The 25,465-nt window shown below is 51.3% G+C and carries 26 protein-coding genes; 7 read left to right on the forward strand and 19 right to left on the reverse strand.

Going from position 1 to position 25,465, the window contains the following annotated elements; all coding sequences use genetic code 11:
• Window positions 1-16 precede the first annotated feature (16 nt).
• Complete coding sequence (araJ, locus tag SK35_RS19015) at window positions 17-1,189, forward strand: MFS transporter AraJ (RefSeq protein ID WP_048216350.1); 1,173 nt, start codon at window positions 17-19, stop codon at window positions 1,187-1,189.
• 27 nt (window positions 1,190-1,216) lie between these two features.
• On the opposite strand, the gene mak is transcribed toward araJ, so the two are convergent.
• Window positions 1,217-2,125: a fructokinase gene (gene mak, locus SK35_RS19020; RefSeq protein WP_048214805.1), complete on the reverse strand. Its 909-nt coding sequence runs from the start codon at window positions 2,123-2,125 to the stop codon at window positions 1,217-1,219.
• A 91-nt stretch (window positions 2,126-2,216) separates the two neighbouring features.
• Here mak and rdgC point away from each other — a divergent pair, with 91 nt between their 5' ends.
• Entirely contained in the window at window positions 2,217-3,128 is a 912-nt protein-coding gene (gene rdgC / locus SK35_RS19025; RefSeq protein WP_003021479.1) for a recombination-associated protein RdgC, read from the forward strand.
• Window positions 3,129-3,178: 50 nt separating this feature from the next.
• Here the strand turns inward: rdgC and ppnP are convergent, their stop codons facing one another.
• The 5 genes from ppnP to SK35_RS19050 all read right to left on the reverse strand — a co-directional run bounded on the left by ppnP (window position 3,179) and on the right by SK35_RS19050 (window position 5,864).
• Window positions 3,179-3,463 carry a pyrimidine/purine nucleoside phosphorylase gene (gene ppnP, locus SK35_RS19030; protein WP_003021477.1) on the reverse strand — a complete coding sequence of 95 codons (285 nt, stop codon included), beginning with the start codon at window positions 3,461-3,463 and terminating at the stop codon, window positions 3,179-3,181.
• 71 nt (window positions 3,464-3,534) lie between these two features.
• Window positions 3,535-4,212: an AroM family protein gene (locus SK35_RS19035; protein ID WP_003830963.1), complete on the reverse strand. Its 678-nt coding sequence runs from the start codon at window positions 4,210-4,212 to the stop codon at window positions 3,535-3,537.
• A gap of 246 nt (window positions 4,213-4,458) precedes the next feature.
• A complete protein-coding gene (yaiA, locus tag SK35_RS19040; RefSeq protein WP_003021472.1) occupies window positions 4,459-4,650 on the reverse strand; it encodes a protein YaiA in 192 nt (63 codons plus the stop codon).
• 26 nt (window positions 4,651-4,676) lie between these two features.
• Window positions 4,677-5,222, reverse strand: a complete 546-nt coding sequence (gene aroL, locus SK35_RS19045) for a shikimate kinase AroL (RefSeq protein WP_008783910.1) — start codon at window positions 5,220-5,222, stop codon at window positions 4,677-4,679.
• Between the two features lie 186 nt (window positions 5,223-5,408).
• Window positions 5,409-5,864, reverse strand: a complete 456-nt coding sequence (locus tag SK35_RS19050) for a YaiI/YqxD family protein (RefSeq protein ID WP_048214806.1) — start codon at window positions 5,862-5,864, stop codon at window positions 5,409-5,411.
• Window positions 5,865-6,071: 207 nt separating this feature from the next.
• On the opposite strand from SK35_RS19050, the gene proC reads away from it, so the two are divergent.
• A complete protein-coding gene (proC, locus tag SK35_RS19055) occupies window positions 6,072-6,881 on the forward strand; it encodes a pyrroline-5-carboxylate reductase (RefSeq protein ID WP_008783907.1) in 810 nt (269 codons plus the stop codon).
• A gap of 17 nt (window positions 6,882-6,898) precedes the next feature.
• Here proC and adrA read toward each other — a convergent pair whose 3' ends face one another.
• The 5 genes from adrA to SK35_RS19080 form a co-directional block, all read right to left on the reverse strand.
• Window positions 6,899-8,014, reverse strand: a complete 1,116-nt coding sequence (adrA, locus tag SK35_RS19060; protein ID WP_095533161.1) for a diguanylate cyclase AdrA — start codon at window positions 8,012-8,014, stop codon at window positions 6,899-6,901.
• A 91-nt stretch (window positions 8,015-8,105) separates the two neighbouring features.
• On the reverse strand, window positions 8,106-8,426 hold the full coding sequence (gene psiF, locus SK35_RS19065; protein WP_048214807.1) for a phosphate starvation-inducible protein PsiF: 321 nt from the start codon (window positions 8,424-8,426) through the stop codon (window positions 8,106-8,108).
• Between the two features lie 97 nt (window positions 8,427-8,523).
• Window positions 8,524-9,939: an alkaline phosphatase gene (phoA, locus tag SK35_RS19070; RefSeq protein WP_008783904.1), complete on the reverse strand. Its 1,416-nt coding sequence runs from the start codon at window positions 9,937-9,939 to the stop codon at window positions 8,524-8,526.
• Between the two features lie 104 nt (window positions 9,940-10,043).
• Window positions 10,044-10,286, reverse strand: a complete 243-nt coding sequence (locus SK35_RS19075; RefSeq protein WP_048214808.1) for a sigma-S stabilization anti-adapter protein IraP — start codon at window positions 10,284-10,286, stop codon at window positions 10,044-10,046.
• A gap of 248 nt (window positions 10,287-10,534) precedes the next feature.
• Window positions 10,535-11,731 carry a multidrug efflux MFS transporter gene (locus SK35_RS19080; protein ID WP_008783902.1) on the reverse strand — a complete coding sequence of 399 codons (1,197 nt, stop codon included), beginning with the start codon at window positions 11,729-11,731 and terminating at the stop codon, window positions 10,535-10,537.
• Between the two features lie 301 nt (window positions 11,732-12,032).
• On the opposite strand from SK35_RS19080, the gene ddlA reads away from it, so the two are divergent.
• The gene (gene ddlA, locus SK35_RS19085; protein WP_048216351.1) at window positions 12,033-13,127 is read left to right on the forward strand and encodes a D-alanine--D-alanine ligase; all 1,095 of its coding nucleotides are present in this window, start codon (window positions 12,033-12,035) and stop codon (window positions 13,125-13,127) included.
• A 23-nt stretch (window positions 13,128-13,150) separates the two neighbouring features.
• Here ddlA and SK35_RS19090 read toward each other — a convergent pair whose 3' ends face one another.
• On the reverse strand, window positions 13,151-13,369 hold the full coding sequence (locus SK35_RS19090) for a DUF2754 domain-containing protein (RefSeq protein ID WP_003830949.1): 219 nt from the start codon (window positions 13,367-13,369) through the stop codon (window positions 13,151-13,153).
• Between the two features lie 264 nt (window positions 13,370-13,633).
• On the opposite strand from SK35_RS19090, the gene SK35_RS19095 reads away from it, so the two are divergent.
• Window positions 13,634-13,957, forward strand: coding sequence for a DUF2755 family protein (locus tag SK35_RS19095; protein ID WP_032942507.1), 324 nt, complete (start codon window positions 13,634-13,636; stop codon window positions 13,955-13,957).
• On the opposite strand, the gene SK35_RS19100 is transcribed toward SK35_RS19095, so the two are convergent.
• Window positions 13,942-15,045, reverse strand: a complete 1,104-nt coding sequence (locus SK35_RS19100; RefSeq protein ID WP_048214809.1) for a DUF1615 domain-containing protein — start codon at window positions 15,043-15,045, stop codon at window positions 13,942-13,944. The two genes, SK35_RS19095 and SK35_RS19100, sit on opposite strands and share 16 nt — an antisense overlap.
• A 15-nt stretch (window positions 15,046-15,060) precedes the next feature.
• Entirely contained in the window at window positions 15,061-16,281 is a 1,221-nt protein-coding gene (sbmA, locus tag SK35_RS19105) for a peptide antibiotic transporter SbmA (RefSeq protein WP_003021430.1), read from the reverse strand.
• A 381-nt stretch (window positions 16,282-16,662) separates the two neighbouring features.
• On the opposite strand from sbmA, the gene ampH reads away from it, so the two are divergent.
• Window positions 16,663-17,820 (forward strand): D-alanyl-D-alanine-carboxypeptidase/endopeptidase AmpH, encoded by a 1,158-nt coding sequence (gene ampH / locus SK35_RS19110; protein WP_003830945.1) that lies wholly within the window; start codon window positions 16,663-16,665, stop codon window positions 17,818-17,820.
• A 1-nt stretch (window position 17,821) separates the two neighbouring features.
• Here the strand turns inward: ampH and iprA are convergent, their stop codons facing one another.
• Together iprA and ehaB are read right to left on the reverse strand one after the other, a co-directional pair.
• The gene (iprA, locus tag SK35_RS19115; RefSeq protein WP_003830944.1) at window positions 17,822-18,445 is read right to left on the reverse strand and encodes a hydrogen peroxide resistance inhibitor IprA; all 624 of its coding nucleotides are present in this window, start codon (window positions 18,443-18,445) and stop codon (window positions 17,822-17,824) included.
• 89 nt (window positions 18,446-18,534) lie between these two features.
• The gene (gene ehaB / locus SK35_RS19120; RefSeq protein ID WP_048214810.1) at window positions 18,535-21,456 is read right to left on the reverse strand and encodes an autotransporter adhesin EhaB; all 2,922 of its coding nucleotides are present in this window, start codon (window positions 21,454-21,456) and stop codon (window positions 18,535-18,537) included.
• Between the two features lie 500 nt (window positions 21,457-21,956).
• Here ehaB and hemB point away from each other — a divergent pair, with 500 nt between their 5' ends.
• Window positions 21,957-22,931 (forward strand): porphobilinogen synthase, encoded by a 975-nt coding sequence (gene hemB / locus SK35_RS19125; protein ID WP_048214811.1) that lies wholly within the window; start codon window positions 21,957-21,959, stop codon window positions 22,929-22,931.
• Between the two features lie 77 nt (window positions 22,932-23,008).
• Here the strand turns inward: hemB and tauD are convergent, their stop codons facing one another.
• From tauD to tauB, 3 genes are read right to left on the reverse strand one after another with little or no spacing between them, the layout of a single operon-like run.
• Window positions 23,009-23,860 (reverse strand): taurine dioxygenase, encoded by an 852-nt coding sequence (gene tauD, locus SK35_RS19130; RefSeq protein WP_048214812.1) that lies wholly within the window; start codon window positions 23,858-23,860, stop codon window positions 23,009-23,011.
• Complete coding sequence (gene tauC, locus SK35_RS19135) at window positions 23,857-24,687, reverse strand: taurine ABC transporter permease TauC (RefSeq protein ID WP_048214813.1); 831 nt, start codon at window positions 24,685-24,687, stop codon at window positions 23,857-23,859. Before tauC ends, tauD begins: the two co-directional genes overlap by 4 nt.
• Window positions 24,684-25,451 carry a taurine ABC transporter ATP-binding subunit gene (gene tauB, locus SK35_RS19140; protein ID WP_048214814.1) on the reverse strand — a complete coding sequence of 256 codons (768 nt, stop codon included), beginning with the start codon at window positions 25,449-25,451 and terminating at the stop codon, window positions 24,684-24,686. The genes tauC and tauB overlap by 4 nt, the downstream gene beginning before the upstream one ends.
• Between the last annotated feature and the right edge of the window lie 14 nt (window positions 25,452-25,465).

Consider the following 25,465-nt stretch of genomic DNA (forward strand, 5'->3'; position numbering starts at 1 on the left):
CTTGTTGGCAGGTGGTATGAAAAAAGTCATTTTCTCTTTAGCGCTGGGAACATTTGGGCTGGGCATGGCCGAGTTTGGCATCATGGGCGTTCTCACCGAATTGGCGCGGGACGTGGGAATTTCCATTCCTGCCGCTGGCCATATGATTTCGTTTTACGCCTTTGGCGTGGTGCTTGGCGCGCCCATTATTGCACTCTTTTCCAGCCGCTTTTCGCTCAAGCATATTCTGCTGTTTCTGGTCACACTGTGTGTGATTGGCAACGCCATTTTCACCCTCTCCTCCTCGTATTTTATGCTGGCGGTGGGCAGGCTGGTTTCAGGCTTCCCGCACGGCGCGTTTTTTGGCGTTGGCGCAATTATCCTGTCGAAGCTCGCCCGCCCGGGAAAAGTCACCGCCGCTGTCGCGGGCATGATTTCGGGGATGACCGTTGCCAATCTGGTTGGCATTCCCGTCGGCACCTGGCTGAGTCAGGAATTTAGCTGGCGCTATACGTTCCTGCTGATTGCCGTCTTTAATATCGCCGTGATGGTCTCGGTCGCTTTTTGGGTACCCAACATCAGCGATGAAGCAAAAGGAAACCTGCGCGAACAATTTCACTTTTTGAAAAGCCCCGCCCCGTGGCTCATTTTCTCCGCCACCATGTTTGGTAACGCCGGGGTTTTCGCCTGGTTCAGCTACGTCAAACCATACATGATGTTCATCTCCGGCTTTTCCGAAGCGCTGATGACCTTCATCATGATGCTGGTAGGATTAGGAATGGTGTTGGGAAATCTGCTGAGCGGTCGGCTGTCTGGTCGCTATACGCCGCTGCGCATTGCGGTGATAACCGACTTCGTGATTGTGCTGGCTCTGCTGTTGCTCTTTGCCTTTGGCGGGATCAAAGCCGCGTCGCTGACCTTCGCCTTTATTTGCTGCGCGGGCCTGTTTGCCCTGTCGGCACCGCTGCAAATTTTGCTGCTGCAAAATGCGAAAGGAGGGGAGCTGCTGGGTGCGGCTGGCGGGCAAATTGCCTTTAATCTCGGTAGCGCGATTGGCGCTTACTGCGGTGGCATGATGCTGACGCTGGGCTTTGCCTACAACTACGTGACGCTGCCGGCGGCACTGCTGTCGTTTTCTGCGATGTCGTCACTGCTGCTGTACGGTCGCCTGAAGCGCGCAGTCCCCCAGATGACACACGCTGCCGGATAGCATCTGCGCTACCCGGCTACGCGAACCTTACTCCTGCGGCCACAGCCAGGCCGCACCGCGTACACCGCTGGAATCCCCGTGTAGCGCCTTGCGTAGAGGTGTTTCGCACTCGCCACCAAAGACAAACTGCTTAATCAACGCCGGAACGTTTTGATACAGTCGGTCGACATTGCTCATTCCGCCACCCAGCACAATGACGTCCGGATCGAGAATATTCACCACATGTGCCAATGATTTCGCCAGACGACGCTCATAGCGGCTCAACGCTTGCTCCGCAAGAGCATCCTGCGCAGTAACAAGGCTGATAATTTCATTGCCTTTGAGCTGCTTACCGCTCAGACGCTGGTAGTCGGTGGCAAAGCCGGTCCCGGAAATGAAGGTTTCAATGCAGCCTTGTTTACCGCAATAACAGGGGACTTCCTGTCGGAACAGCAGCTCATCTTCGTCCATCCATGGCAGCGGATTATGCCCCCACTCGCCCGCGGTACCGTTACCACCCGTGTGCGCCCGACCATTCAGTGCCACGCCTGCGCCACATCCGGTGCCGATAATCACCGCAAACACGGTTTGCGCCCCGGCCGCCGCACCATCCACCGCTTCTGAAACCGCCAGACAGTTGGCATCATTTGCCAACCGCACTTCACGATTCAGACGCGAACTCAGGTCTTTGTCAAAAGGTTGTCCGTTAAGCCAGGTCGAGTTGGCATTCTTTACCACCCCGGTGTAAGGCGAGATTGAACCTGGAATGCCCATTCCCACGGTTCCCGTCTGCCCGGTGGCGTTTTCCGCCATCTCCACCAGCGTGGCGATGGTTTCTATCGTTTGCCGATAATCATCACGCGGCGTGGGCAGGCGATGGCGAAAAAGCTGTTCGCCCGCCTCGCCAAGCGCAATAACTTCCGTTTTCGTACCGCCCAAATCGATACCTATACGCACTGTTTGCTCCTCTTCCCGATTAACAATGCAAGCATAGCGACAATTCGCTATCATGCCCGCTGGATTTAACGACAAGGCCGTGGAAATTATCATGCTGTGGTTCAAAAATTTAATGGTTTACCGTCTTAGCCGCGATGTTTCTTTGCGTGCCGAAGAGATGGAAAAACAGCTGGCATCAATGACGTTCACCCCTTGCGGTAGCCAGGATATGGCAAAAATGGGCTGGGTTCCGCCGATGGGATCGCACAGCGATGCATTAACGCATACCGCCAATGGCCAAATTATTATCTGCGCCCGCAAAGAAGAAAAAATTCTGCCGTCGCCGGTTATCAAACAGGCGCTGGAAGCCAAAATATTCAAACTGGAAGCTGAGCAAGGTCGCAAACTTAAGAAGACCGAAAAAGACTCGCTGAAAGATGAAGTTCTGCACTCATTGCTGCCGCGCGCCTTTAGCCGCTTCAGCCAGACAATGATGTGGATCGATACCGTCAACGATCTGATCATGGTTGATTGTGCGAGCGCGAAAAAAGCCGAAGATACGCTGGCGCTGCTGCGTAAGAGTCTCGGTTCGCTGCCGGTCGTTCCGCTGACGATGGAAAACCCTATTGAGCTGACGCTGACCGAATGGGTTCGCTCCGGCACCACGGCGCAGGGCTTCCAACTGCTGGATGAAGCTGAACTGAAAGCGATCCTTGAAGACGGCGGTGTGATCCGCGCGAAAAAGCAGGATCTGGTCTGCGACGAAATCGCCGTGCATATCGAAGCGGGCAAACTGGTTACTAAGCTGGCCCTCGACTGGCAGCAGCGCATTCAGTTCGTTATGTGTGACGACGGCTCCATTAAGCGTCTGAAGTTTAGCGACGAGCTGCGCGATCAGAACGAAGATATCGACCGCGAAGATTATGCTCAGCGTTTTGATGCCGATTTCATCCTGATGACAGGTGAACTGGCGGCGCTGATTAAAAGTCTGGTGGAAGGATTAGGCGGCGAAGCGCAACGTTAAGCCGTGTTTAGCGAATGGCGACTCAATATCGCCATTCGTCATTTTTACGCTTACAGGTAACGGCAAAGATAGGATGTTGGCTCTGCTACCTGCAGATGAAACTCGCTGTTGCCCGGTACGTTAAACACGTCTCCTGCGGCATACACTTTCCACTCTGTTTCCCCTGGCAGCAGCACGTTCAGTGCGCCACTTACTACCGTCATCTCTTCAGGCGCCGCAGTACCAAAGGTATATTCACCTTCAGCCATCACACCTACACTGGCGCGGCCAGTACTGCTGCTGGTAAAACCGATCGATTTTACTTTGCCGGAAAAGTATTCATTACTTTGAAGCATACAACTGGCCCTATCTCGTGATTAAGTTAGGAACCAATATAGGGGGCTGATGTTCCACCTGTCACGCAAAATTACGCCAGCAATTCCGAAGCCAGTCGAGCAATCAACACATTGGACAGCAGAACCGGGACATCCAGCGACTTTTGCAGTAAATCACGATGACGTTGATGAAACCCCAGGCAGTCCAGCATAAGAACATCAGCACCTTGCTCAAGGAGATATTTCCCGGCATCAATCAGCTGTTGTTCAGAACCTTCTACTGGATTCGCCACGGCGTACACTGGCGGAGTTTGTAACACCTGCCACTTTTGTGTCTGGGCTTTGAGCAATTCAGCAACAGGTACAATGACCCCAACCTGATGCCCTTCGACAATTGAAGCCACTAACGGGGGAATAATGCGTATGGGTTCCAACAAGATACTATTGCGGGCGGTCAGACGGGTGATTGAGGCGGTACTCATCAGCAGGATCACATCAAATCCCTGATTATCGAGAACCTCCACAATGCTTTGCAGCGAGCGTTCCACTTTCTGGCGTGAGACATGAGCAAGTTGGTGGTCGCTAAGCAGCGTTAATAACAGCTCGTCACCGGGTGAAGCCCCGTACTCGGCCATCACATCTTCTCGCTGCATCTGCCCCAGCAGACTGTGGTGAGTAATGTGCTGTTCATCAATATATTCCGTCAGGAGCGGTAACATCTCACACATCGGCACAACGCCAATCGTGAGGATAGCCAACGACGTACTCATTTGTTGCTCCACCGTCTTCTTACTTTGCTGTGAAATCCCGGATAAGAGCCGGGCGCTGACCTGTGCTACAAATGCTCAAAAGCGTAGCAGTAGATCGGCGGTGTATTGTGTAAAGATTCCAGATCATTCCAGTACTGGATTGTTATTGTTTAATTTTCAATTTTTACTGTATACGGCGAAATTTAAAAAAATGTGATGCGCGCCCGGACTGGCACTTTTAAGACTCGTGCCAGAGCGGTCTTCATATCAGGTTTTATCGGGGTCTTCGTAGCGTTTTTTAGCATCCATCGCTTCCTGAGCTGAAGGATGCTCACTGATCAACGAATTCGGTTTAGGGTGATCGGCACGAAGTTGATACCAGGTTACCGTCTGGCCTGGCGTCCCTTTTTCAACCGTAACAATGGTCGCTTGACGTGGGTAAGGTGGTTGTGTCGGCATAATTCTTCCTTTTCACTGGATGAACATTAAGTATAGACACCGCCCTGCAACCGTGGCGCTGCCTGCGCCAGTATCCCAAGAATGTCTTCCACTACCTGCGAAGGCGGATTGGTGGCATCAACGATATAGTGCGCAGCCTCGCGATACAAAACATCGCGCTGGGCGAGCACTTCCTGAACCTCTTCGGTCAACGGTTTGCCGGTTAGAGTCGGTCGCAATCCTTCTTCAGGCGTGGCCTCCAGACGATCAACCAGTACCGATACCGGTGCGCTTAGATAGATAACCACGCCGTGGCTGCGCATGTAATGACGATTAAATTCGGTAAGAATGATACCGCCGCCGGTCGCAACAACCGTGGCAGGAGCTGTAACAGCCTGCAGAGCGGTCGTTTCCTGGGCACGAAACCCTTCCCATCCTTCTCTTTCGACGATTTCCGCCACGGTCATTTGCACGTGCGATTGCAACCAGCGATCGGTATCAACGAACTGGAAATCAATAGCCTTTGCCAGCGCCATACCGGTTGTCGTCTTACCACACCCCCGGGGGCCAACAAGAAAAAGAGGTTGCGTCATCACAGAATTTCCCCAGAGAGCCGCCAACAAGCGGGATCTGATGCGGTTAAAAATATAATCATATCATCAAACTAGTACATCGCCAAAACTGTAAAGAAAAGATTACAGAAAGAATGGCAAGATGAGTTAACCCCTACTATAACAAGAATTCACAATGAATAAAGTGTAAATAATAAATTACACATTCTATTTTCTACGCTGAACTTCCAGCCACCACTTATCCAGTTCAGCCGCAAAATGCTGTCTGTCGCGGGGCGAAAGGCTGTCCGGCCCCCCGGTCTGGATACCGCTGGCACGCAGTGTATCCATAAAATCACGCATCATCAGACGCTCACGGATCGTCGCTTCGGTATAACGTTCGCCGCGCGGGTTAAGCGCCGCCGCACCTTTTTCAATCACTTCAGCCGCCAGCGGAATATCTGCCGTTATCACTAAATCACCGGCGCTGCACTGACGCACAATCTCGTTATCAGCCACGTCAAAGCCCGCAGGCACACGTAATGTGCTGATGAAACGCGAAGGCGGGACGCGCAGGCTTTGGTTGGCCACCAAAACAAGCGGCATTTGCATGCGCTCAGCGGCGCGGTACAAAATGTCTTTAATCACATTCGGACACGCATCGGCATCCACCCATATTGTCATAGCTTCTCCCCACTGGTGTGCTGTCGCACATTGTCGCGTGCTTTTACTTTCAGGCAAAGTGCTGTTTCTCCTTCTGAACATATTCATTCCGCGCTAAGCTTAGCTTTCCCAGATTTACCCTAAATAATTCGGGTTGCAGCCAACGCACATGCAACTTGAAGTATGACGGGTATAAAACAATGAATATCATCCATAGGGAGTGACAAGATGGACAAGAAAATTGGTTTTATCGGCTGCGGTAATATGGGCAAAGCCATTCTTGGCGGCATGATCGCCAGCGGCCAGGTTCTCCCCGGACAAATCTGGGTCTACACCCCTTCCCCCGATAAGGTCGCCGCGCTACACGACCAGTACGGCATTAATGCGGCGCAGTCTGCACAAGAAGTCGCGCAAATCGCTGATATTGTTTTTGGGGCCGTAAAACCAGGCATCATGATTAAGGTGCTGAGTGAAATTACCTCCAGCCTGAACAAAGATTCCCTGGTCGTCTCGATTGCCGCAGGCGTCACTCTCGATCAGCTGGCCCGTGCCCTGGGTCACGACCGTAAAATCATTCGCGCGATGCCAAACACGCCGTCGCTGGTGAACGCCGGAATGACCTCCGTCACGCCGAACGCCTTAGTCACACCGGAAGAAACAGCCGACGTGCTGAATATCTTCCGCTGCTTTGGTGAAGCAGAAGTCATTGCGGAGGCAATGATTCATCCGGTCGTTGGCGTCAGCGGTTCAGCACCGGCCTATGTATTTATGTTTATCGAAGCGATGGCTGATGCCGCCGTTCAGGGGGGGATGCCCCGCGCACAGGCTTATAAATTTGCAGCACAAGCGGTAATGGGTTCGGCGAAGATGGTTCTGGAAACGGGTAAACATCCTGGCGAATTGAAGGATATGGTGTGCTCGCCGGGTGGAACCACCATTGAGGCGGTACGCGTCCTGGAAGAACGCGGTTTCCGTTCATCGGTGATTGAAGCGATGATTAAGTGCATGGAGCAGTCGGAAAAACTCAGCCGCTCCTGAGTTAACACCGCCGGACGTCAGGCCGCCGCTTCAGTGCGGTTACGTCCGGAATTCTTTGCTTTGTAGAGAGCCATATCTGCTGATTTTAACCATTCTCGATAGTGTTCAGTTTCAGACGTCAGCGGCGCAACGCCCACGCTAATGCGTAGGTCAACCTGCGGCGCGCAAGATAAACGCAGTTGGGTAAGCCGTTCGTGAACACGAGACATCGCTGCAATCGCGCTGCTCGCTGACGTGCCACACATGATTACCGCAAACTCATCACCGCCAAAGCGACCAATCACATCGCTACCGCGTAAGGTCATCTGTAACTGGCGGGTCAGTGCAACAATGGCCTGATCCCCGACGTCATGGCCCCAGGTATCATTGATACTCTTAAAATGGTCGATATCGATGATAAGGAGCGTGGCATCACGCTGATGGCGGCGGCAATTATCAAATTCATTCCGCAGCAACAGTTCCCAATGACGTCGGTTATAAACCCCGGTCATCCCATCTCGCGTACTCATAACCTGTAAGCGACGTTTATGTTCTGCCAGCCTGATGAGCGTCTGGTAACTCACCCAGGCAAATAGCAACGGGTAAACCACTAACACCGGCAGCGACAGCAGCACACTCAGTTGCGTACTGCTAAAAGCCACGGGAATATCCGTTAACTGTAACGTCACCAGGCAGGAAACCACCATCAACACGGCGCCTGCGATGAAGACACGCATACCCCCTGCGCCCATCAGGTTGATACAGATAATCATCAACAGCGCCGTGGATGGCAGCAAGTTTATCCCCATAATCCCCATCCACATCCCGGCGAGGATGGCATCGGCTTTTAAGTTGGTATATTCGCTATGCAGTGGATCGATAGCTTTACTTGCCAATTGCCATGCCAGATGCGGCCAGACAAACGCCCATCCCACCAGCAAAAGCCACCAGCCTCCGGTTATTGGCTGAGAAACTAATACCGACGCGATAGGGAAAAACATTCCCCCCAGTCCAACCGCTCGCGGCAGCCTGATTCGTCGGGCAAATCGCAGACCGGAACGTTGGTGGTCATTTTGATGAAGCAATATAAATGCTTCATTCGGGACGACCTTCTTTTGATAAAAGTTTTCATCATTCATCGTATTTGGGAATATTCTGAAACAAATTTCCCAAATTATAGGAAGGGGTCTGGTGGCGGAAGTATGATATTTCGGGTGAGCGATTTTACCTGCTCACCCGGAAGTGCTAAGCAGATTTTTTCAGGCAAGCGCTCATAAACTTATTACGATCATCGCCTTTCAGAGACTGCTCCGTCGCCTTGACGTTGCATTCACGCATTTTCTGCTGCTGCGGCGTCAGGCTCTTTTCCTCAGGCGCAGATTTACTGTTTTTCAGGCAATCACTTATATAGGTCTTACGCGCATCCCCTTTTAAGGTCTGCGCCGTGGCCTGCTGATTGCAGGTGGTCATACGCTGTTGTTGCGGGGTTAACGTCTTCTCGGCAGCACCGACGGTAGTTAAAAAAATCAGACCAAAAAGTAACGTCATTAATAATGTAATTTTCATAGCACCATCCTTTTCTGAACGACGACACACAGGTAAGTTTGGCTGCTAACGATAAAAAAACCACCCGACGGCAAAAGTATTGCCGCCGGGTATCAGCTTATTTCAGTCCTAACGCCGCTTTCATGGTGTAAAACAGATCGGTTTGATCGGTCAGGCCAACCACATTCGCCGCATGAGGGCCATAGGCTGCAATACGCAGTTGGCTGCCGGTGTGCTCCTGGGACTCTTCTTCAGAGTTGCCATAGCTAATGACCATCACCGCGCCATCTTTAGTGTTCAGCGCCTGCGTCAAACCTGGCGCTTTGGTATCCGGTGCGACGATCTGGCTGGCATGCGCGTGGTCAGCGGTTACCACAACCAGGGTGTTGCCATCTTTCTTCGCAAAGGCAAGTGCACGCTGCACTGCTTCATCCAGATCGACCGTTTCACCAATTTGTCCACACGGGTTAGCGGCATGATCTTGTTTGTCGATTGACGCGCCTTCTACTTGCAGGAAGAAACCTTTCTCATTTTTGCTTAACAGTTCAATCGCTTTATCCGTCATCTGCGCCAGCGTTGGCACGCTGTCGTTACGTTTTGGATTTGGCGTACAGGTCACTACCGGCTTATCCAGGTTGCCGTGATAAGACGCTTTCGGCCCTTCCCAACGCACTGGCATATTACCGTCTGAGAACAGACCCAACAGCGGTTTATCCTGATTCGCTTCGCTAACAGCCGCCAGCGTCGCGGCATCACTCACCATCTGGTAACCACGGGCCTGGGCTTGTTCTCGCAGCGTTTTACCCTGCCACTCACCTGCCGTAGCGGTTTCAGTAAAAGTCTTTGCCCCGCCGCCTAACGTAACATCCGCACGAGCATTCAATAATTGTTCGGTAATTGACCCTTTACCGCCTTTTTCCAGCGCGTTCGTCGGGCATTTTTCAGCCGTCACGCTCGGGCCATAGCATTTACGCGAAGTGACATGGGCAACCAGTGCGGCCGGCGTGGCATCCTGTAATTCAGCCGTGGAAACGTTGCCTGTCGCCAGACCTGCCGCTTTGGCCATTTCCAGAATCGTGGTGTGATCTTTTTCATGAATATCCACACCCAGCGCCCCGTTATAGGTCTTCACGCCGGTTGTCCATGCTGTCGCAGATGCTGCTGAATCTGTCACATAATCGGGCTTGCCCGTTTTCTTATCCAACGCATAATGTGTGTATTGTCCGGTCAACGGTAAAGCATCAATACCTTTAAAAAAGCCGCCCGCGCCTTCAGCATAATTTCGCGCTGCCGTTATTTCGGAATCGCCCATCCCATCGCCAATCAGTAAAATTATATTTTTGGCCGGTTTATCGTTCAGGGATTCGCGCAGAGCTGCCGTTTGATCGGCAGACAATCGGCGAGCGCCACCCGGCGTGGTGATATCTCCCTGAGCAGCACGATTATCCATAACCGCTACAGTAGATGTTTCTGCATTAATAACCGGGGTAAACAGCAAAGGTAACAGGGCAATAGCCAGAGCGCTTTGTTTCACTTTATATTCTCCATGTATAAATACGGTAAAATTAAAACAAAGCGACTATAAGTATTTGATGTGACACTTTTATGATAATTTGTGGTTACCCCAACACAGATGGATCACAACGCTTTTGGTACGCACTCGCCAGCATTATGTATGTTCGTCAGAAACGCGGGCATGCGGTTTCCGCCAGCCAGCGCCCCCTCAATTTGACGAATAAATATTTGCCGATCGTTCCACGCCATATTGCGCAGCATTTCGATGATTACCCGCTCTAACGTTTCGACCTGTGCCGCCAGATCTTGCGATTCTTCTTCTTTTTGCGCGAGCTTAATTAACAACTCAGTGACGAGGTTTTTCATTTGCCTATTCCCTTAACAAAATATGGGCCACGTTATCATTAAGGCTCACGACTGCCTAGAGGATGAAAGTTGTATTTTTATAAGGAATAAAAAGATTTGAGAAAACAATCACAACACAAAATAAGGGTAAATGCGTCTGGATGCAGAATGATTCAATATAAAAAGGTAAGAAAAGTAATAATCACACAAATATATAATACACACTTATGAATTAACAACGCTGACAGGCAGCGTTGTTAATCAGGAACTCAACGAACCTCGCGCCGACGTCGCAACGCGATAGCCAGTTGCCAGATATTGATAAGCACAATGCTTGCTGTAGCAATGAACACCCAACGAAATCCCGCCATTGCCGATACCGTTGCACCCATCAATGGCCCGGCGACGTTGCCAAGGTACATAAATGACTGGTTATAGCCAAAGATGCGTCCGGTTATCTGGTCGCTGGAGTATTTCACCAGCAGCGTCTGCACCGCCGGCAACATCGCACCATCAGCAAAGCCGAGCAGAAAACGTAAAATTCCCAACTGCAACGGCGTGGTGACCCACGACATGGCGAAAAACAGCACCACCGCGAAGATTAACGTCGCCATTAAAATCCGCTCAGTACCAATACGGTCGCCTAATTTACCAAGTCGAGGCGCGGAAATCAGAGCAGAAATGCCCGGTACTGAGGCAATCAGCCCACTGAGAAAAGCAATATTCGAACTGTCCGGGACCATTGATTTAATAAATAGCGCCAGAATAGGCCCAATTGAGCCGTTACACAGTTGAATCACCATGGTGGTAAAAAATAAGCTGATCACCAACGCCGGATGCGAAAGCGAGGCAAACACGGCCTTCCCACTCAGACGTTCGCTTTTTTTAATCGTCGGGCGAACGCCCTCTTTGATCAAGAACAGTGTGACCAGAAAACTCACCACCAGTAAGGCGGCGGTAATACAGAATACCGCCCGTAAGCCAACATGATCGGCGATAAAGCCTCCCATCAGCGGTCCGCCAATGACGCCGCTAATTTGCGCCGTAGAGAGCGTACTCAGCGCCCAGCCGCTGCGCTCGCGTGGAACCTGTGACGCAACCAGCGCCATCGCATTAGGAATATAGCCGGAGGTTAACCCCATCACCCCGCGCAGCAGAAAAAGCTGCCAGACGTTAGTGGCAAATGCCTGTAGCAAAATCGCAATGGCCATCCCCAGTGAGGCCCGCAGCAGCATCAGCTTGCGTCCTTTGCGATCGGCCAGACTGCCCCACATCGGAGAAACAATGGCTGAAATCAGGAAGGTGACGCTGAACGTTAATCCGGACCACATTGATAGCGCTTCATGCGAGGTCACGCCCAGTTGGGAGATATAGAGTGGTAAAAAAGGCAAGATTTGGCTAATCGCCAGTCCGGTAAAAAAGCATCCGAACCAAACGGAAATAAGGTTAACTCTCCAGGATTCCATAAGGACTCATAACGATAAGTAGCTGAAAACTGCGAGCAGCTTAACAAATTACTTAGCCGAATAAGGGTCTACAGGTGCGATAAATCACAGTTTAGGATTTTATCTTCCCGCTCATCATATTTGTGATATAGCTCACATCAAACCCATAATATAAACAGGGGATTGTGCTTCCCGCGCGATCTGCGTGTCTGTCCCCTTCTAATCCCCTGTCATTCGCCAAAACAATCTGCCAGAAGCCGAGGAAACCTGCGTTTTGTCGTGGTAATGTATGTGTTTTGCATTCATGGAATGGGTTTTTAAGATGGCAAAGTTGCGGGTAGGAATCGTATTTGGTGGTAAATCAGCGGAACATGAAGTGTCATTGCAATCGGCAAAAAATATTGTCGATGCCATCGACAAGACTCGCTTTGACGTTGTGCTGTTAGGTATTGATAAACAAGGGCAATGGCACGTCAGCGATGCCAGTAACTATCTGCTCAATTCAGACGATCCGGCGCATATTGCGTTGCGACCTTCTGAGACCAGCCTGGCGCAGGTACCGGGTAAACAAGAGCACCAGTTGATCGATGCACAAAACGGTCAACCGCTGCCGACGGTCGATGTTATTTTCCCGATCGTACACGGTACTCTGGGTGAAGATGGCTCTCTGCAGGGCATGCTGCGCGTGGCGAACCTGCCGTTTGTCGGTTCTGATGTGCTGGGTTCTGCCGCCTGTATGGATAAAGACGTGACCAAACGTCTGCTGCGTGATGCCGGGTTAAACATCGCGCCATTTATTACGCTCACTCGCGCGAATCGCAACAGCATCAGCTTTGCCGAAGTGGAATCCCGCCTGGGTCTGCCGCTGTTTGTAAAACCGGCCAACCAGGGATCGTCCGTTGGCGTCAGTAAAGTAACCAGCGAAGTCCAATACGATCAGGCCGTCGCGCTGGCATTTGAATTCGATCATAAAGTCGTTGTGGAGCAAGGGATCAAAGGCCGCGAGATCGAATGTGCGGTACTGGGCAACGATCATCCGCAGGCCAGTACCTGTGGTGAGATCGTGCTGAACAGCGATTTTTACGCTTACGACACTAAATACATTGACGATAACGGTGCCAAAGTTGTCGTTCCGGCAGCAATTGCACCAGAGATTAACGATAAGATCCGCGAAATCGCCATTCAGGCCTACCAGACTCTGGGCTGTGCCGGCATGGCGCGCGTGGACGTCTTCTTAACTGCTGAAAACGACGTTGTGATCAATGAGATCAACACGCTGCCAGGCTTTACCAACATCAGTATGTATCCGAAACTGTGGCAAGCGAGCGGTTTAGGCTATACCGATTTGATCACTCGCCTGATCGAACTGGCGCTGGAACGCCATGCTGCGGATAGCGCGCTGAAAACCAGTATGTAAACCCGTCAGGATGCCTGATAGAGCTATTGGGCATCCTTTGCTTCATCATCTTCAACGCGGCGGCGGATGATTAATCCGGCCAGCCAAAAGCTAATCACCCAGGTCACCAGCCCCACCGCATAAGTTTGCCATCCCTGCGCTTCAAAACCTAATAACCCCACCACGCCATTCAGAATAAAGATAAGCCCAATAGCGAAAGCATAGTAGTGCCAATCTCGGCGGATTTTTACAGGCAGGTTCATAACAGCTCCGGTGGAAATACAACACAGTAAGGCATCCTCGCACATTTCCCCGAGGGCGTCTGTGGCCTGTGCGGAATTTCTTAAATGTAACTCAGTTTAACTTAAGGTTACATAATTGTGACCGCCAACAAAAAACCGAAATCCAGGAATAATCTCTACCTGAAATTACCATCATTCTGATATTGACATTGCCGATCACCTGTCAGACTCACTCTCAGTTCCAGGCATTACGTCAAAAAAAGCAGGTTATTTCCGGAGGTCTTTATGGCTGATTTTACGCTCTCAAAATCCCTGTTTAAGGGCAAGCATCGGGATCCCTCCTCCCTGCCCGGCAACATTGCGTATGCCGTATTTGTGCTGTTTTGCTTCTGGGCGGGTGCACAGATTTTAAATCTGTTGGCCCACGCGCCCGGCATCTATGAAGAACTGATGCAGCTGCAAATGCAGGAGACAGGACGCCCGCGGGTTGAAATCGGTTTAGGCGTCGGTACCCTCTTTGGACTGATCCCCTTCCTGGCCGGAAGCCTGATTCTTGGCGTCATAGCGGCGGTCATGCGCTGGCGTCACCGTCATCATAAAGATGACTGATTCATACACTTCGCCCGACGATCGTCCACCCGTTTAGCAAACCACGCAGTAGTCAGATTACGCGTGATCTTCGGGCTTTCCAGTTGAATGCCCGGCAGCATTTCACGGGGTAACGTTTTCCCGGTCTTCGCTTCCGCCAGCTTATAAACCTTTTCGTACAATGCGGTTTTTTCAAAGGCCAGGCTGTCACCTTTTTGCAGTTGACGGCGGATCTCACTCTCGCTCATCCCTAGCTTCCCGGCCAGTTTACGTACCGCCAGCTCCGTTTTGCCCGGCTCACTGCTGCCATAGAGAATCAGATCCCCGTCCATCGCCAGCTTCACTCCGCTGGCTTTACTGACCGCATTCTGGAAAGCTGCATTGCGGCTCGCATACCATCCGGCATTAAAATCGGCGAAGCGGAAGATTGGCGCACTGTAATTCGCCGGGTAGTTGAGCAGATGATACGTACCGAACCACAACCCACCACGGCGGCTAAACACTTCCTGACGTACCGTCCCCGCCATTTTCCACGGATACCCGCTGGTGTGCTGCTCAGCAAACGCGATACTGACCTGCATTGGACCACCGGTATGTACCGGATTAAGCGATCCAAACAATGTCTGCCCCATCGGCACCATGTTGATGAAATCATCAAAGATGGCGCTAAGCTGTTTTTCCGTCTTCACCGTATCCAGACGCTCGCTGTAGCTTTTCCCCGTTGGCGAGTTAATCTTTAGCGCGGTATGCACGACAAACAGCGGGATATGCATGCGTTCTGCGCGACGGTCAATCTCTTTCCAGGCGATTTTGCTTAAACCAGGAACAGCCGGATCGGCCTGGAAGTTTGACTCCTGCTGCGCTACCGCCAGCACCGAACAGATGTTTTCAACCGTCGGTGCCAGCTTCTGGCTTTCAAAGGTCTTTGCCAAATCCTGCGCCCACGCGTCCCGGTCTTTCACGCTGGCGGGCATTTTCTGGCGCACCACGCTCGCCACATCGACGGCTTTCTCCCCCTTTTTTAGCGGCTGCGCAGGTTGGCTACTACATCCCACCAGCACCAGTGCTGCCAGACCAGACAAGGGGTAAAGACGGGAAACCGTCGACATAACATCTCCTTATTATTAACTCAGCGTATGGGTAACTTCCTGAATATCCTGACCATCAAGCTCTCGTTCAAAGCTGCGCAGACGCTTATAAATAGACATCAGTTCTACTAACGTTGTCCAGGAGTTAATCAGATACTGGAACGAGCCGCGCACCTGGCCAAACACGTTAGTGATTTGCGTCATCAGGCCGAGCGTAATCGTACCGGCAACAATCGACGGAAACAGCAGGAACAAGCCGAAAACGTTATCAACCTGCAGGTAAAGAATACGGGCAATATTGAAGTACATATAGTGAAAATAGAGACGGAAGTAGTTTTGCCGTACCGCATGGAACAGTTCACGCACCGTCGGTGGCGTCGCACGGTTGCCATCATCTTCGCCATAGACCAATTCTTTACGATAGGCCGCTTCCACGCGCTGGTTTTTAAACTCCAGCCCGGGAAGTTTTATCCCGACCACGGCCAGTAAACCGGTTCCCATCAGCGACCAGACAATCGCGGCAATCACCAGGCCATAAGGCACATGTCCAACAATCGGCAGGTCAGGAACATGGGCAGAGAGCGTTACCAGTACAGGCAGGAAGGCAATCAGCGTCATAATCGCGTTGATAAAGCTGACGCCCATATCTTCCAGCGTAGAAGCAAAACGCATGGTGTCTTCCTGTACACGCTGTGCTGCACCTTCGATGTGACGCAAATGCTGCCAATGCGCCATATAGTGTTCGTTCATCGCGGTACGCCAGCGGAACACATAGTGGCTGACGAAGAAGTTGTTCATCACGCCAATGACTACGGCTATCAGCGCAATACCGAGAAAAATGCCCACTTCATGATAGAACTGCTCAATCTTCACCTTGTGTGGTGCGCTGAGCGCAGTTTGAATCAGGTCATAAAATGGCGCATACCAGGCGTTGACGGCGACGCCGACTTCAACCAGAAACCAGGTCACAAAAATAATCAGCGATGTGCCCAGAATAGACCAGTACTGCCAGCGGTGTGGACTGTAGAGAAACCAGAACAGCGCGAACACCCCGACACAAAGAATGTAGTACGCATAAAAAATCAGGTAATCCAACGACCAAAAACGCGCTGCGCTAATAGGTACGTCTCCCGACGCGCCGGTAATATGTGCAACCCAGGCTCCCCCACCTGCTTGCCAGAATACAACGGCGACCAGTGCCCAAATAAATGCCGAAATAAAGAACGGCCCCGGCTTTGGGAAAAAAGACTTAAACATAGTGCTCTCCTGCTAACTTCTTATCGTTATGACGACTGCTGTGCATTTGCCACCGTAGAGTGCGGCCAGACGGCTTACGCCCAAAAACACAAGCTGAAACCGACAATTGTGACCAAAACCGAGGCACTTAGTTCGCACCTCGGTTATGAAGAATTGTTTCTGTGGTTTTCACACTCGACAACGTTCCAGTATGTGCAGATTATCACAGCGTGAGATCACAAAAGCGAACATCCGCAATCCAGGAAACTCCTGTGTTTACTCATCGTTACGTTTTTCCCACTATCATTGGTTGATAAGCGCTTTGCAATACGCCGATGAGTAGTATAAATACGCATACGCACGACATCCTTTTTCACTTTCTCTAACTCATGGACACCACCGTTGAAACGTAGTCTGCTTTTTTCTGCCGCGCTGTGTGCGGCGTCATTGACATCTGTCCAGGCGGCACAGCCTATAACCGATCCGGTCTTCGCCTCTGATATCGTTGATCGTTATGCCGACCATATATTTTACGGCAGTGGTGCTACGGGGATGGCGCTCGTGGTGATTGATGGTAATCAGCGTGTATTTCGCAGTTTTGGTGAAACACGCCCCGGCAATAATGTTCACCCGCAACTGGATTCCGTAATCCGCATTGCCTCAATTACCAAATTAATGACCAGCGAAATGCTGGTGAAATTACTCGATCAGGGCACGGTCAAACTCAACGATCCATTGAGTAAATATGCACCTCCTGGCGCACGCGTACCCACTTATCAAGGAACACCAATTACGCTGGTGAATCTGGCGACACATACCAGCGCACTGCCGCGCGAACAGCCAGGCGGCGCGGCCAAGCGCCCGGTGTTTGTCTGGCCAACCCGCGAGCAGCGCTGGAGCTATCTCTCAACGGCTACGCTTAAAGCCGCACCAGGATCGCAGGCTTCTTATTCCAACCTGGCGTTTGATCTGCTGGCCGATGCGCTGGGTACCGCGTCAGGTAAGCCTTATCCGCAGCTGTTTGAAGAAAAAATCACCCGTCCGCTGGGGATGAAAGACACCACCTTTACGCCATCTCCCGATCAGTGCCGACGCCTGATGGTCGCGGAAAAAGGTGCCAGTCCTTGTAACAATACGCTGGCAGCGATGGGCAGCGGCGGCGTCTATTCAACGCCTGGCGATATGATGCGCTGGATGCAGCAGTATCTTTCTTCTGACTTTTATCATCGTAGCCAGCAGGCCGACCGGATGCAGACGCTGATTTACCAGCGTACGCAGTTAACTAAAGTGGTGGGAATGGACGTTCCAGGCAGAGCCGATGCGCTTGGTTTGGGCTGGGTCTACATGGCGCCGAAGAATGGCAGACCGGGAATTATTCAAAAAACCGGTGGCGGCGGTGGCTTCATTACCTATATGGCGATGATCCCACAGCAAAACGTTGGGGCATTTGTCGTAGTGACGCGCTCTCCGCTGACCCGTTTTACCAATATGAGCGACGGTATCAACGAACTGGTTGCAGAGTTGAGCGGGTACAAGCCACAGGTCATTCCTGCATCCTGATTCAATACTCAAAAGGCAAACGGTTAATGCACACCAGTTTGCCTTTATTCATTTCAATGTAACCGCCTTTACGCAATGCTGCGAGAACCTCAGCGACAACAGAGCGTGAAATTCGTGTGCGTTGGTGAATATAGTTCATAACGCCGATGCGTGAGCGAAGGGCTTCATCCCATTTCGTCATAGAGATCAATGTCGCGCGGATCTGATCGTAGGAGTTATTGCCGATCAACTGCAGATCGCGTAATTCAAGCATGGAGTTTTGCCATGCCAACCAACAAAAAGCTTCACGCCAAAGCTGGCACTCTTCAATTATATTAATTGTTTGCGAGGCAGGTAGATGGTATCCCGTACAATCGCTTTCCGTGATTAATCTGTATTGTATATCTGTTTTTATCACACCATCTGAAAGCCCCATTATAAACGGTGCCTGCGCAATACCGACCAGCACATTCTCCCCTCGCCTCAGAGAAATTACACCATTTAAAATGATAAAGGTATCGTCACTGTTTATATCACTGGAATAAATTATTTCTTTATCGTTATCACACTCAAAGTGTTTGCCATATTTTGACAAACATTTATCAAGCTTACCAAATTCCACAAGCGGTTTATTTGCAGACAACATTTGGGCATTCCTTGCAATAAATGCCCGTCAAATCCGTGACGGGCATTTTTCTGAGTTAGATTATCTTTTCTTTAACAACAAGAGATGTCTTACCAGGTATATTTAACACCAACATTTGCAGACCAGTCTTGATCAACATCGCCACCACCGAGGTAGTTAGCATCGGTGTATGCGCTGAAGTTTTTGGTAAAGCTGAACTGAGTACCCAGTCCAACACGTACCGCAGAACCTTCTACACCGTTGTCGATAGAGTCGCCGTTTACGTCAGAATCGTTGTTAGAGTCGTCGTAAACGTAGGCCAGTTTGAAGTACGGAGTCAGCGCCTGGTCGTCGCTATAAGCGAAGGTATAACCTGCATCGACACCGAGTTCATAACGCATGCTGTCATAAGACTGGCTATCAACTTTCATGTCGTTGCTCAGCTTATAGTCATCACCAGACTGGAACAGACCGGATACGCTGCCGTATGGCGTTACGTAACCTGCGTCACCCAGCTTCAGGTCATAACCCAGTTTCAAGCCAAAGCCCCAGGCGTCAGATGAGGTGCTGCCATCAACATACTCACCGTTGCTCATGTTGGCAGACAGATCGTTGTTGAAGTGAGAGTAGCTTAAGTTACCGTCAACAAAGATGTTGTTGGCAAAGTGAGCAGAAGAGTAGATATAGGCAGTCTGGCTATCCTGATCCACCTGACCGGTACGGTCGCTCATATCACCTTTCGCGAAGCCTGCTGCAGCACCGACAATCCACTTAGCGTTGTTACCATCAATTTTGGAATCAACACCGACCATGATGCCGTTAACATCCTGATCGTAGTTAATGGTGCCGTTATCTGCATCGAAGCTACCACCGAAGTAGCTTACCCATGCGCCACCGTTATCAACCAGGCCATGACGCGCGTTAGTCAGACGAGTACCAACGGTATCTTGTTCCAGGTTCCAGATATTGGTGTTAGCAGACGGAATGCTCAGCGCCATGTTCGCGTAGTCTGTCAGTTCCATCTGCTGCAGAACAACGGTGTTGCCCTGCTGCTGTGCCTGATAGGTGTAAGCACCCAGGTCAGCTTTGTTAGCTGCAGAGAAGGTCGCAGTGCTGTTCGCGTCGTTAACGTAGACCAGCTCGTTACCCTTGTAATCCGCAACAGAACCTGCGCCAGTCGCGTTGTCGATACGGACTTTATAGTTACCAGTTGCCGCCGCTACGTGGTCACCATAGTTATCAACTTCAGACTGATCGCCTGAGGTGTCGGAATCGCCGTTACCGTTGATAGTCAGATGACCATCAGAGTTCATCGCGATCACGCCATAACCGTAGTTAGACTGAGATTTATCGTTAGTGCGATCGTTGGTCAGATCAGCATTCAGCACATAGTCAGTGCTGTTGATGTCGAAAACACCCGCGTTAACATGGTTATAAGCGTCGGTGTAGCTAGTCAGGTTCAGGGTATCAACCTGCAGTGCATTACCGGTACTGTTACCCACATCCAGAACGCCGTTGTTAGTGACGTTAATGGTGTTTGCATACAGCGCAGCTTCAAGCACATTCCAGCCAGCAGAAACATCATCGGCGATTGTGACAGTACTGTTGTCGATAGACAGCGTATCCGTCGCAACGTGACCATCTTCGTTGATGTTCAGTGCAGAAGCACCGGTCAGAGAGATAGAATCAGCAACCAGCTCAGAATCACCCACGTTGACGACAGAACCGCTGTTGATGCTCAGGGTATCAATCAGGGAAGTTTTGGTGGTATCCCACTGTGAAGCACCGTTCAGCGTGACGTTGAACAGGCCGCTCTGGTAGACAGCGTTGCCAACTACATGACCATTTTCGTCATAAGAAGTTGTGTCGCTATCAATACCGTAGGTTGAATCCGGCCACAGGCTGTTAGCGGTGATGTCGATCAGCGTAGCGGTGGCTTCAGTGCCTGCAGCGTAGCTGTCATAAACGCCGTCACCATCGGTGTCAACCTGGTACACGGACATTGCCGCGCCGACCCACTTACTGCCGTTGTTCAGGGTCAGATCCAGACGGTCAGTACCGTCCCAACCATTGGTATCCAGGTCAGTATCGGTATCACGATAAGTGTCAGCACCGTTCGGGAAGAAGTTCTCATCGAAGTTGCTGGAGAACAGCACATCACCCATCAGTGTGGAATTGTTAAACGTTGCGGTGGTCTGCATCGCGTTATCTGCATTTGGATTAGCAATAACCGCTAACGCAATATCGTCTGCAGTATAAGACCCGCTGTAGTCGCTTGCATTGCTGGTGTTACCAAACCAACCGGTGGTGCCTTCGTCAGTCCATGAACCAGAGGTCAGGGTAGAATCGCTGACAGCGATAGTGTTGTTAAATACTTCACTGCTGTTTACGCCAGTGCTGACGGTATTATCGTCAATGTCTGCCCACTCGTAACCCTGAGTCAGGGTTATGCCAGCGACATGAGAGTTGGCGGAGATAGACAGATCAACTTCTTGATCCAGCGTGATAGCCGTACCCAGGTTATAAACGTCGACAACGTGTGTGTCAGCTGCGTCATTATACGTACCGTTGTAAGTATAATGTTCGTAGTTGTCATCGATAGTTGAATTGATGACGTTCATCGCCAGGCGATCGTAGTAATAGTCAGTACCCGTACGGTTAGTACAATCCGTGGTCATACATTCGGATGTCACCATACCGTGAATGGTGCTGTTTTTAATCGTCAGGCTGTTGTTATTGGTGTTAGTAGACAGCCCATCATCCAGATAATAAGTCGAAATAACGCCGTTGACATTGGCGTTATTGATTACCGGATAAATATCACCGTTATAAATACTATCGGTGTCGTAATTGTTCCAACCAACATATCCATCATAATAGACGCCATCCGCGTAGGATGCGTCATTATAATGAGCAAACGTTGTGTAGGTGGTCCCAGAGATATCAGTTGAAGCATTCGCCTGAGAAGTGATTGCCAAAGTGCAGGCTAATGCTAATTGTGATACTACAAGTTTCTTTTTCCAAGTGTGCATTTGTCATCCCTCCTCAGGGACGTAATATAGTTGATCCATCAATTATCAATGCAAAGAAAACATTTTATGTTTCGCGGGGAAGATTATGCGGTTTCACAAAGGAAAGGTTCAATTATTCTTTGGGTTAAGTCCGATTACGGACAATAGATATGCAAATTATTCGAAACGGAAAATAAACGTAAAAATCATTTTTATTTTAGACAGTTACATGTAAAACCATTGGCAAAACAATATATTGAACTTATGATTAACTTAAAAATCAAACGTCAGCAAATAAATACCGTTAAATCCCGCCACTTAATTAAAAATTAAATTAAACTAAATTCACCATAAAACTAATCACTATTTAAAATAGTCATAATTGCAAAAATAGAGATAACACATAATACCAAGCATTGGTAACATCACCATAACCTCGGCATAACGCCAACTTTCGTAAACCTCTCGCCCTCAGGTTCGGGTATACTACGGCCTTCGATTCCACAAACATCAGGCATACCATGACAGACCTAATCCAACGCCCTCGTCGCCTGCGCAAATCCCCTGCGCTGCGCGCTATGTTTGAAGAGACAACACTCAGCTTAAATGACCTGGTGTTGCCGATCTTTGTTGAAGAAGAACTCGACGATTACAAAGCTATCGACGCCATGCCCGGCGTGATGCGCATTCCAGAGAAACACCTGGCGCGCGAAATCGAACGTATTGCTAATGCAGGCATCCGCTCGGTCATGACCTTCGGGATTTCTCATCACACCGATGAGACCGGCAGCGATGCCTGGAAAGAAGACGGTCTGGTGGCGCGCATGTCGCGTATCTGTAAGCAGACCGTACCGGAAATGGTCGTCATGTCCGACACCTGTTTCTGTGAATACACCTCGCATGGTCACTGCGGCGTGTTATGCGATCACGGCGTTGATAACGATTTAACCCTTGCCAACCTCGGCAAACAGGCAGTTGTTGCCGCCGCAGCGGGCGCAGATTTCATCGCCCCTTCCGCCGCAATGGACGGCCAGGTACAGGCGATTCGCCAGGCGCTGGACGCCGCGGGATTCACCGATACTGCGATCATGTCCTACTCCACCAAGTTTGCCTCTTCTTTCTACGGCCCGTTCCGTGAAGCCGCAGGCACGGCGCTGAAAGGCGATCGTAAAACGTATCAAATGAACCCGATGAATCGCCGTGAAGCGATTCGCGAATCGCTGCTGGATGAAGCCCAGGGCGCAGACTGCCTGATGGTCAAACCGGCTGGCGCGTATCTCGATATTCTGCGTGATATCCGCGAGCGCACCGAGCTGCCGATTGGCGCTTATCAGGTCAGCGGTGAATACGCGATGATCAAATTCGCGGCGATGGCAGGTGCAATAGATGAAGAGAAAGTGGTTCTGGAAAGCTTAGGCTCGATCAAACGCGCTGGCGCGGATCTGATCTTCAGCTACTTCGCACTGGATCTGGCTGAGAAAAAAATCCTGCGCTAACCACTTTGTTGCCGAATGGCGACTTCACCTTATCGGGCCGACAGTTCCAGGCCCGATAAGTAAAACCCCACCAACAATCACCCCGCCCGATAAAAAGGCTGATCCCCAAGGATCGTCGCCCGGTGCATAATACGCCGCTGCGGCAGATAATCCGCATTGGCATAATGTTGCGTGACGCGATTATCCCAAATCGCCACATCGTTGGGCTGCCAGCGCCAGCGCACCTGAAACTCCGGTTTGGTGATATGCGCGAATAAAAAGCTTAGTAACGCCTCGCTCTCTTTTTCCGTCACATCGACAATTCGCGTAGTAAATCCCTCATTCACAAACAGTGCCTGTTTACCGCTTACCGGATGGGTCCGCACCACCGGATGTAGCAACGGTGGATGTTTAGCGACGGCCTCCAGCCAGCGCTGATGCTCTTCTGGTGTCTTGCGGTATTTATATTCCTGGAATGATTTACGGAAATCATGCTCTGCCCGCAGGCCACTCAACAGCTGACGAAACGGCTCAGACAATGCCTCATAAGCGGCAATTCCGCTGGTCCATAGAGTGTCTCCCCCGGCCGATGGCAGCTCTTTTGCTGCCAGAATCGCCCCGGCAGGCGGCGTGTCGATAAAGGTGACATCGGTGTGCCAGTTGTCGTTATCCGGCGGATTATCGTTATGGGTATCCAGTACGATAATTTCCTCTACCCCTTCGGCGTGTGGGTAGACCGGATGAATATGCAGGTCGCCGAAACGCAGCGCCAGTGCCCGCTGCTGTTGTGGCGTAATCACCTGCTGTCGCAGAAACACCACCTGGTGGCGCAATACCGCATGATAAAGCTGTTCAAACTGATTATCGCTCAGCGGACGCGTCAAATCCGCACCAGTGATTTGTGCGCCAATGTACGGCCCCAGCGGGGTAATGCTCAGACGTTCACTCATTGTACTTCTCCATGCCAGGGCGTCAGGCGACGCTGAAGCGCGCGCAGACCCAGCTCTAAAATAAATGCGATAACGGCAATGACCGCAATCCCTGCCAGCACCACATCCGTTGCCAGAAACTCACCGGCTGACTGCACCATAAATCCTAACCCTCGCGTGGCAGCGATCAGTTCAGCTGCCACCAGCGTCGACCACCCCACGCCCAGTCCAATACGCAACCCGGTAAGAATTTCCGGCAAGGCACCCGGTAAAATCACAAACCACAGCACCTGCGCACGGCTGGCCCCCAGCGACTGCGCGGCCCGGATTCTCACCTGCTGCGCACTTTTTACCCCCGCCAGCGCCGACATCGCCACAGGGGCGAAAATCGCCAGATAGATCAGCAGAATCTTGGAGGTTTCACCGATGCCAAACCAAATGACCATCAGCGGTAAATAGGCCAGGGGAGGAACCGGACGATACAGTTCAATGATCGGATCGAGAATGCCGCGCATCGTAGGACTCAGCCCCATCGCGATCCCAACCGGAACGCCCAGCAGCACTGCCGCCAGCAGCGCGATAACAATACGCGTCAGACTCGCCGCCAGATGCTGCCACAGCGTGGCATCCATAAACCCTTGCGGCCCGGCAATGACGATCAGCTTTTGTAAAACCTGTCCCGGCGGCGGTAAAAACAGCGGACTGATTAACTGCAGCGCCGCCACCGTCCACCACACCGCCAGAATGACGGCCAACGTACCAAGGCTTAAGGTAATCTGCCGCGAGAACGGCCAGCGCCAGTTCAGCACCCGCTGGCGACGGGGTTTATCATTAATCACCACGCTCATGAGAATGCCTCCCGTTGTTCAAAGACCCGACCTAACACATACTCGCGCATGGCGATAAACTGCGGATCGGACTTAATGCTGCGGCTCGACTCTCCGGCCACAAAACGACGGGCAAAATTAAGCGGCAGTCGTTCCAGCACCCGACCAGGACCTGGGGACAGCAATACCAGCTCTGTCGCCATAAACACCGCTTCTTCGATATCATGGGTAATCAACAACACCTGTTTCCCGGTCTCATACCACAGCTTCAGCAGCAGGGTTTGCATCTGCTCGCGGGTAAAGGCGTCGAGCGCGCCAAAAGGTTCATCCAGCAGCAACAGCTGCGGGTTGGCCGCCAGTGCCCGCGCAATGCCGACACGCTGACGTTGTCCACCGGAAAGCTGCCAGATAAAGCGTTTGCCCGCGCCCTCCAGTCCGACTTTCTGCAACATTTCCAGTGCAATACGCTGGCGCAGCTGCTTGTCCACGCCCGCCAGTTGCAGACCAAAAGCCACGTTGTCCTGCACGTTACGCCAGGGCAGCAGACCTTCGTTCTGGAACACGACCCCGCGATCTGCCCCCGGACCGTCAACCCTGTTACCCGCCAGCGTGATGCTGCCATGCTGATACGGCACAAACCCGGCAATCAGATTTAACAACGTGGTTTTCCCACAACCGGAAGGCCCGAGTACCACCAGCAGTTCACCGCTATCGAGCGTCAGGTTGATATCCTCCAGCGCCGGTTTTCCACCGTAGCTGGCGGCAAGATGAGAGATTTGCAGCATCATCGCCTCCATAT

Origin of the sequence: Citrobacter sp. MGH105, assembly GCF_001037485.2 — a bacterium.
Taxonomy (GTDB): Bacteria; Pseudomonadota; Gammaproteobacteria; order Enterobacterales; family Enterobacteriaceae; genus Citrobacter; species Citrobacter portucalensis.

Coding starts and splice junctions, on each gene's coding strand:
- SK35_RS19090 (WP_003830949.1), bottom strand. CDS start 13,369: ATGAACCTGCCTGTAAAAATCCGCCGAGATTGGCACTACTATGCTTTC.
- tauC (WP_048214813.1), bottom strand. CDS start 24,687: ATGAGCGTGGTGATTAATGATAAACCCCGTCGCCAGCGGGTGCTGAAC.
- yaiA (WP_003021472.1), bottom strand. CDS start 4,650: ATGCCGACACAACCACCTTACCCACGTCAAGCGACCATTGTTACGGTT.
- SK35_RS19035 (WP_003830963.1), bottom strand. CDS start 4,212: ATGAGTACGTCGTTGGCTATCCTCACGATTGGCGTTGTGCCGATGTGT.
- psiF (WP_048214807.1), bottom strand. CDS start 8,426: ATGAAAATTACATTATTAATGACGTTACTTTTTGGTCTGATTTTTTTA.
- rdgC (WP_003021479.1), top strand. CDS start 2,217: ATGCTGTGGTTCAAAAATTTAATGGTTTACCGTCTTAGCCGCGATGTT.
- SK35_RS19100 (WP_048214809.1), bottom strand. CDS start 15,045: ATGTCGACGGTTTCCCGTCTTTACCCCTTGTCTGGTCTGGCAGCACTG.
- ehaB (WP_048214810.1), bottom strand. CDS start 21,456: ATGCACACTTGGAAAAAGAAACTTGTAGTATCACAATTAGCATTAGCC.
- aroL (WP_008783910.1), bottom strand. CDS start 5,222: ATGACGCAACCTCTTTTTCTTGTTGGCCCCCGGGGGTGTGGTAAGACG.
- SK35_RS19050 (WP_048214806.1), bottom strand. CDS start 5,864: ATGACAATATGGGTGGATGCCGATGCGTGTCCGAATGTGATTAAAGAC.
- proC (WP_008783907.1), top strand. CDS start 6,072: ATGGACAAGAAAATTGGTTTTATCGGCTGCGGTAATATGGGCAAAGCC.
- tauB (WP_048214814.1), bottom strand. CDS start 25,451: ATGCTGCAAATCTCTCATCTTGCCGCCAGCTACGGTGGAAAACCGGCG.
- araJ (WP_048216350.1), top strand. CDS start 17: ATGAAAAAAGTCATTTTCTCTTTAGCGCTGGGAACATTTGGGCTGGGC.
- ppnP (WP_003021477.1), bottom strand. CDS start 3,463: ATGCTTCAAAGTAATGAATACTTTTCCGGCAAAGTAAAATCGATCGGT.
- sbmA (WP_003021430.1), bottom strand. CDS start 16,281: ATGTTTAAGTCTTTTTTCCCAAAGCCGGGGCCGTTCTTTATTTCGGCA.
- SK35_RS19080 (WP_008783902.1), bottom strand. CDS start 11,731: ATGGAATCCTGGAGAGTTAACCTTATTTCCGTTTGGTTCGGATGCTTT.
- iprA (WP_003830944.1), bottom strand. CDS start 18,445: ATGTTGTCTGCAAATAAACCGCTTGTGGAATTTGGTAAGCTTGATAAA.
- SK35_RS19095 (WP_032942507.1), top strand. CDS start 13,634: ATGGCTGATTTTACGCTCTCAAAATCCCTGTTTAAGGGCAAGCATCGG.
- ddlA (WP_048216351.1), top strand. CDS start 12,033: ATGGCAAAGTTGCGGGTAGGAATCGTATTTGGTGGTAAATCAGCGGAA.
- SK35_RS19075 (WP_048214808.1), bottom strand. CDS start 10,286: ATGAAAAACCTCGTCACTGAGTTGTTAATTAAGCTCGCGCAAAAAGAA.
- tauD (WP_048214812.1), bottom strand. CDS start 23,860: ATGAGTGAACGTCTGAGCATTACCCCGCTGGGGCCGTACATTGGCGCA.
- hemB (WP_048214811.1), top strand. CDS start 21,957: ATGACAGACCTAATCCAACGCCCTCGTCGCCTGCGCAAATCCCCTGCG.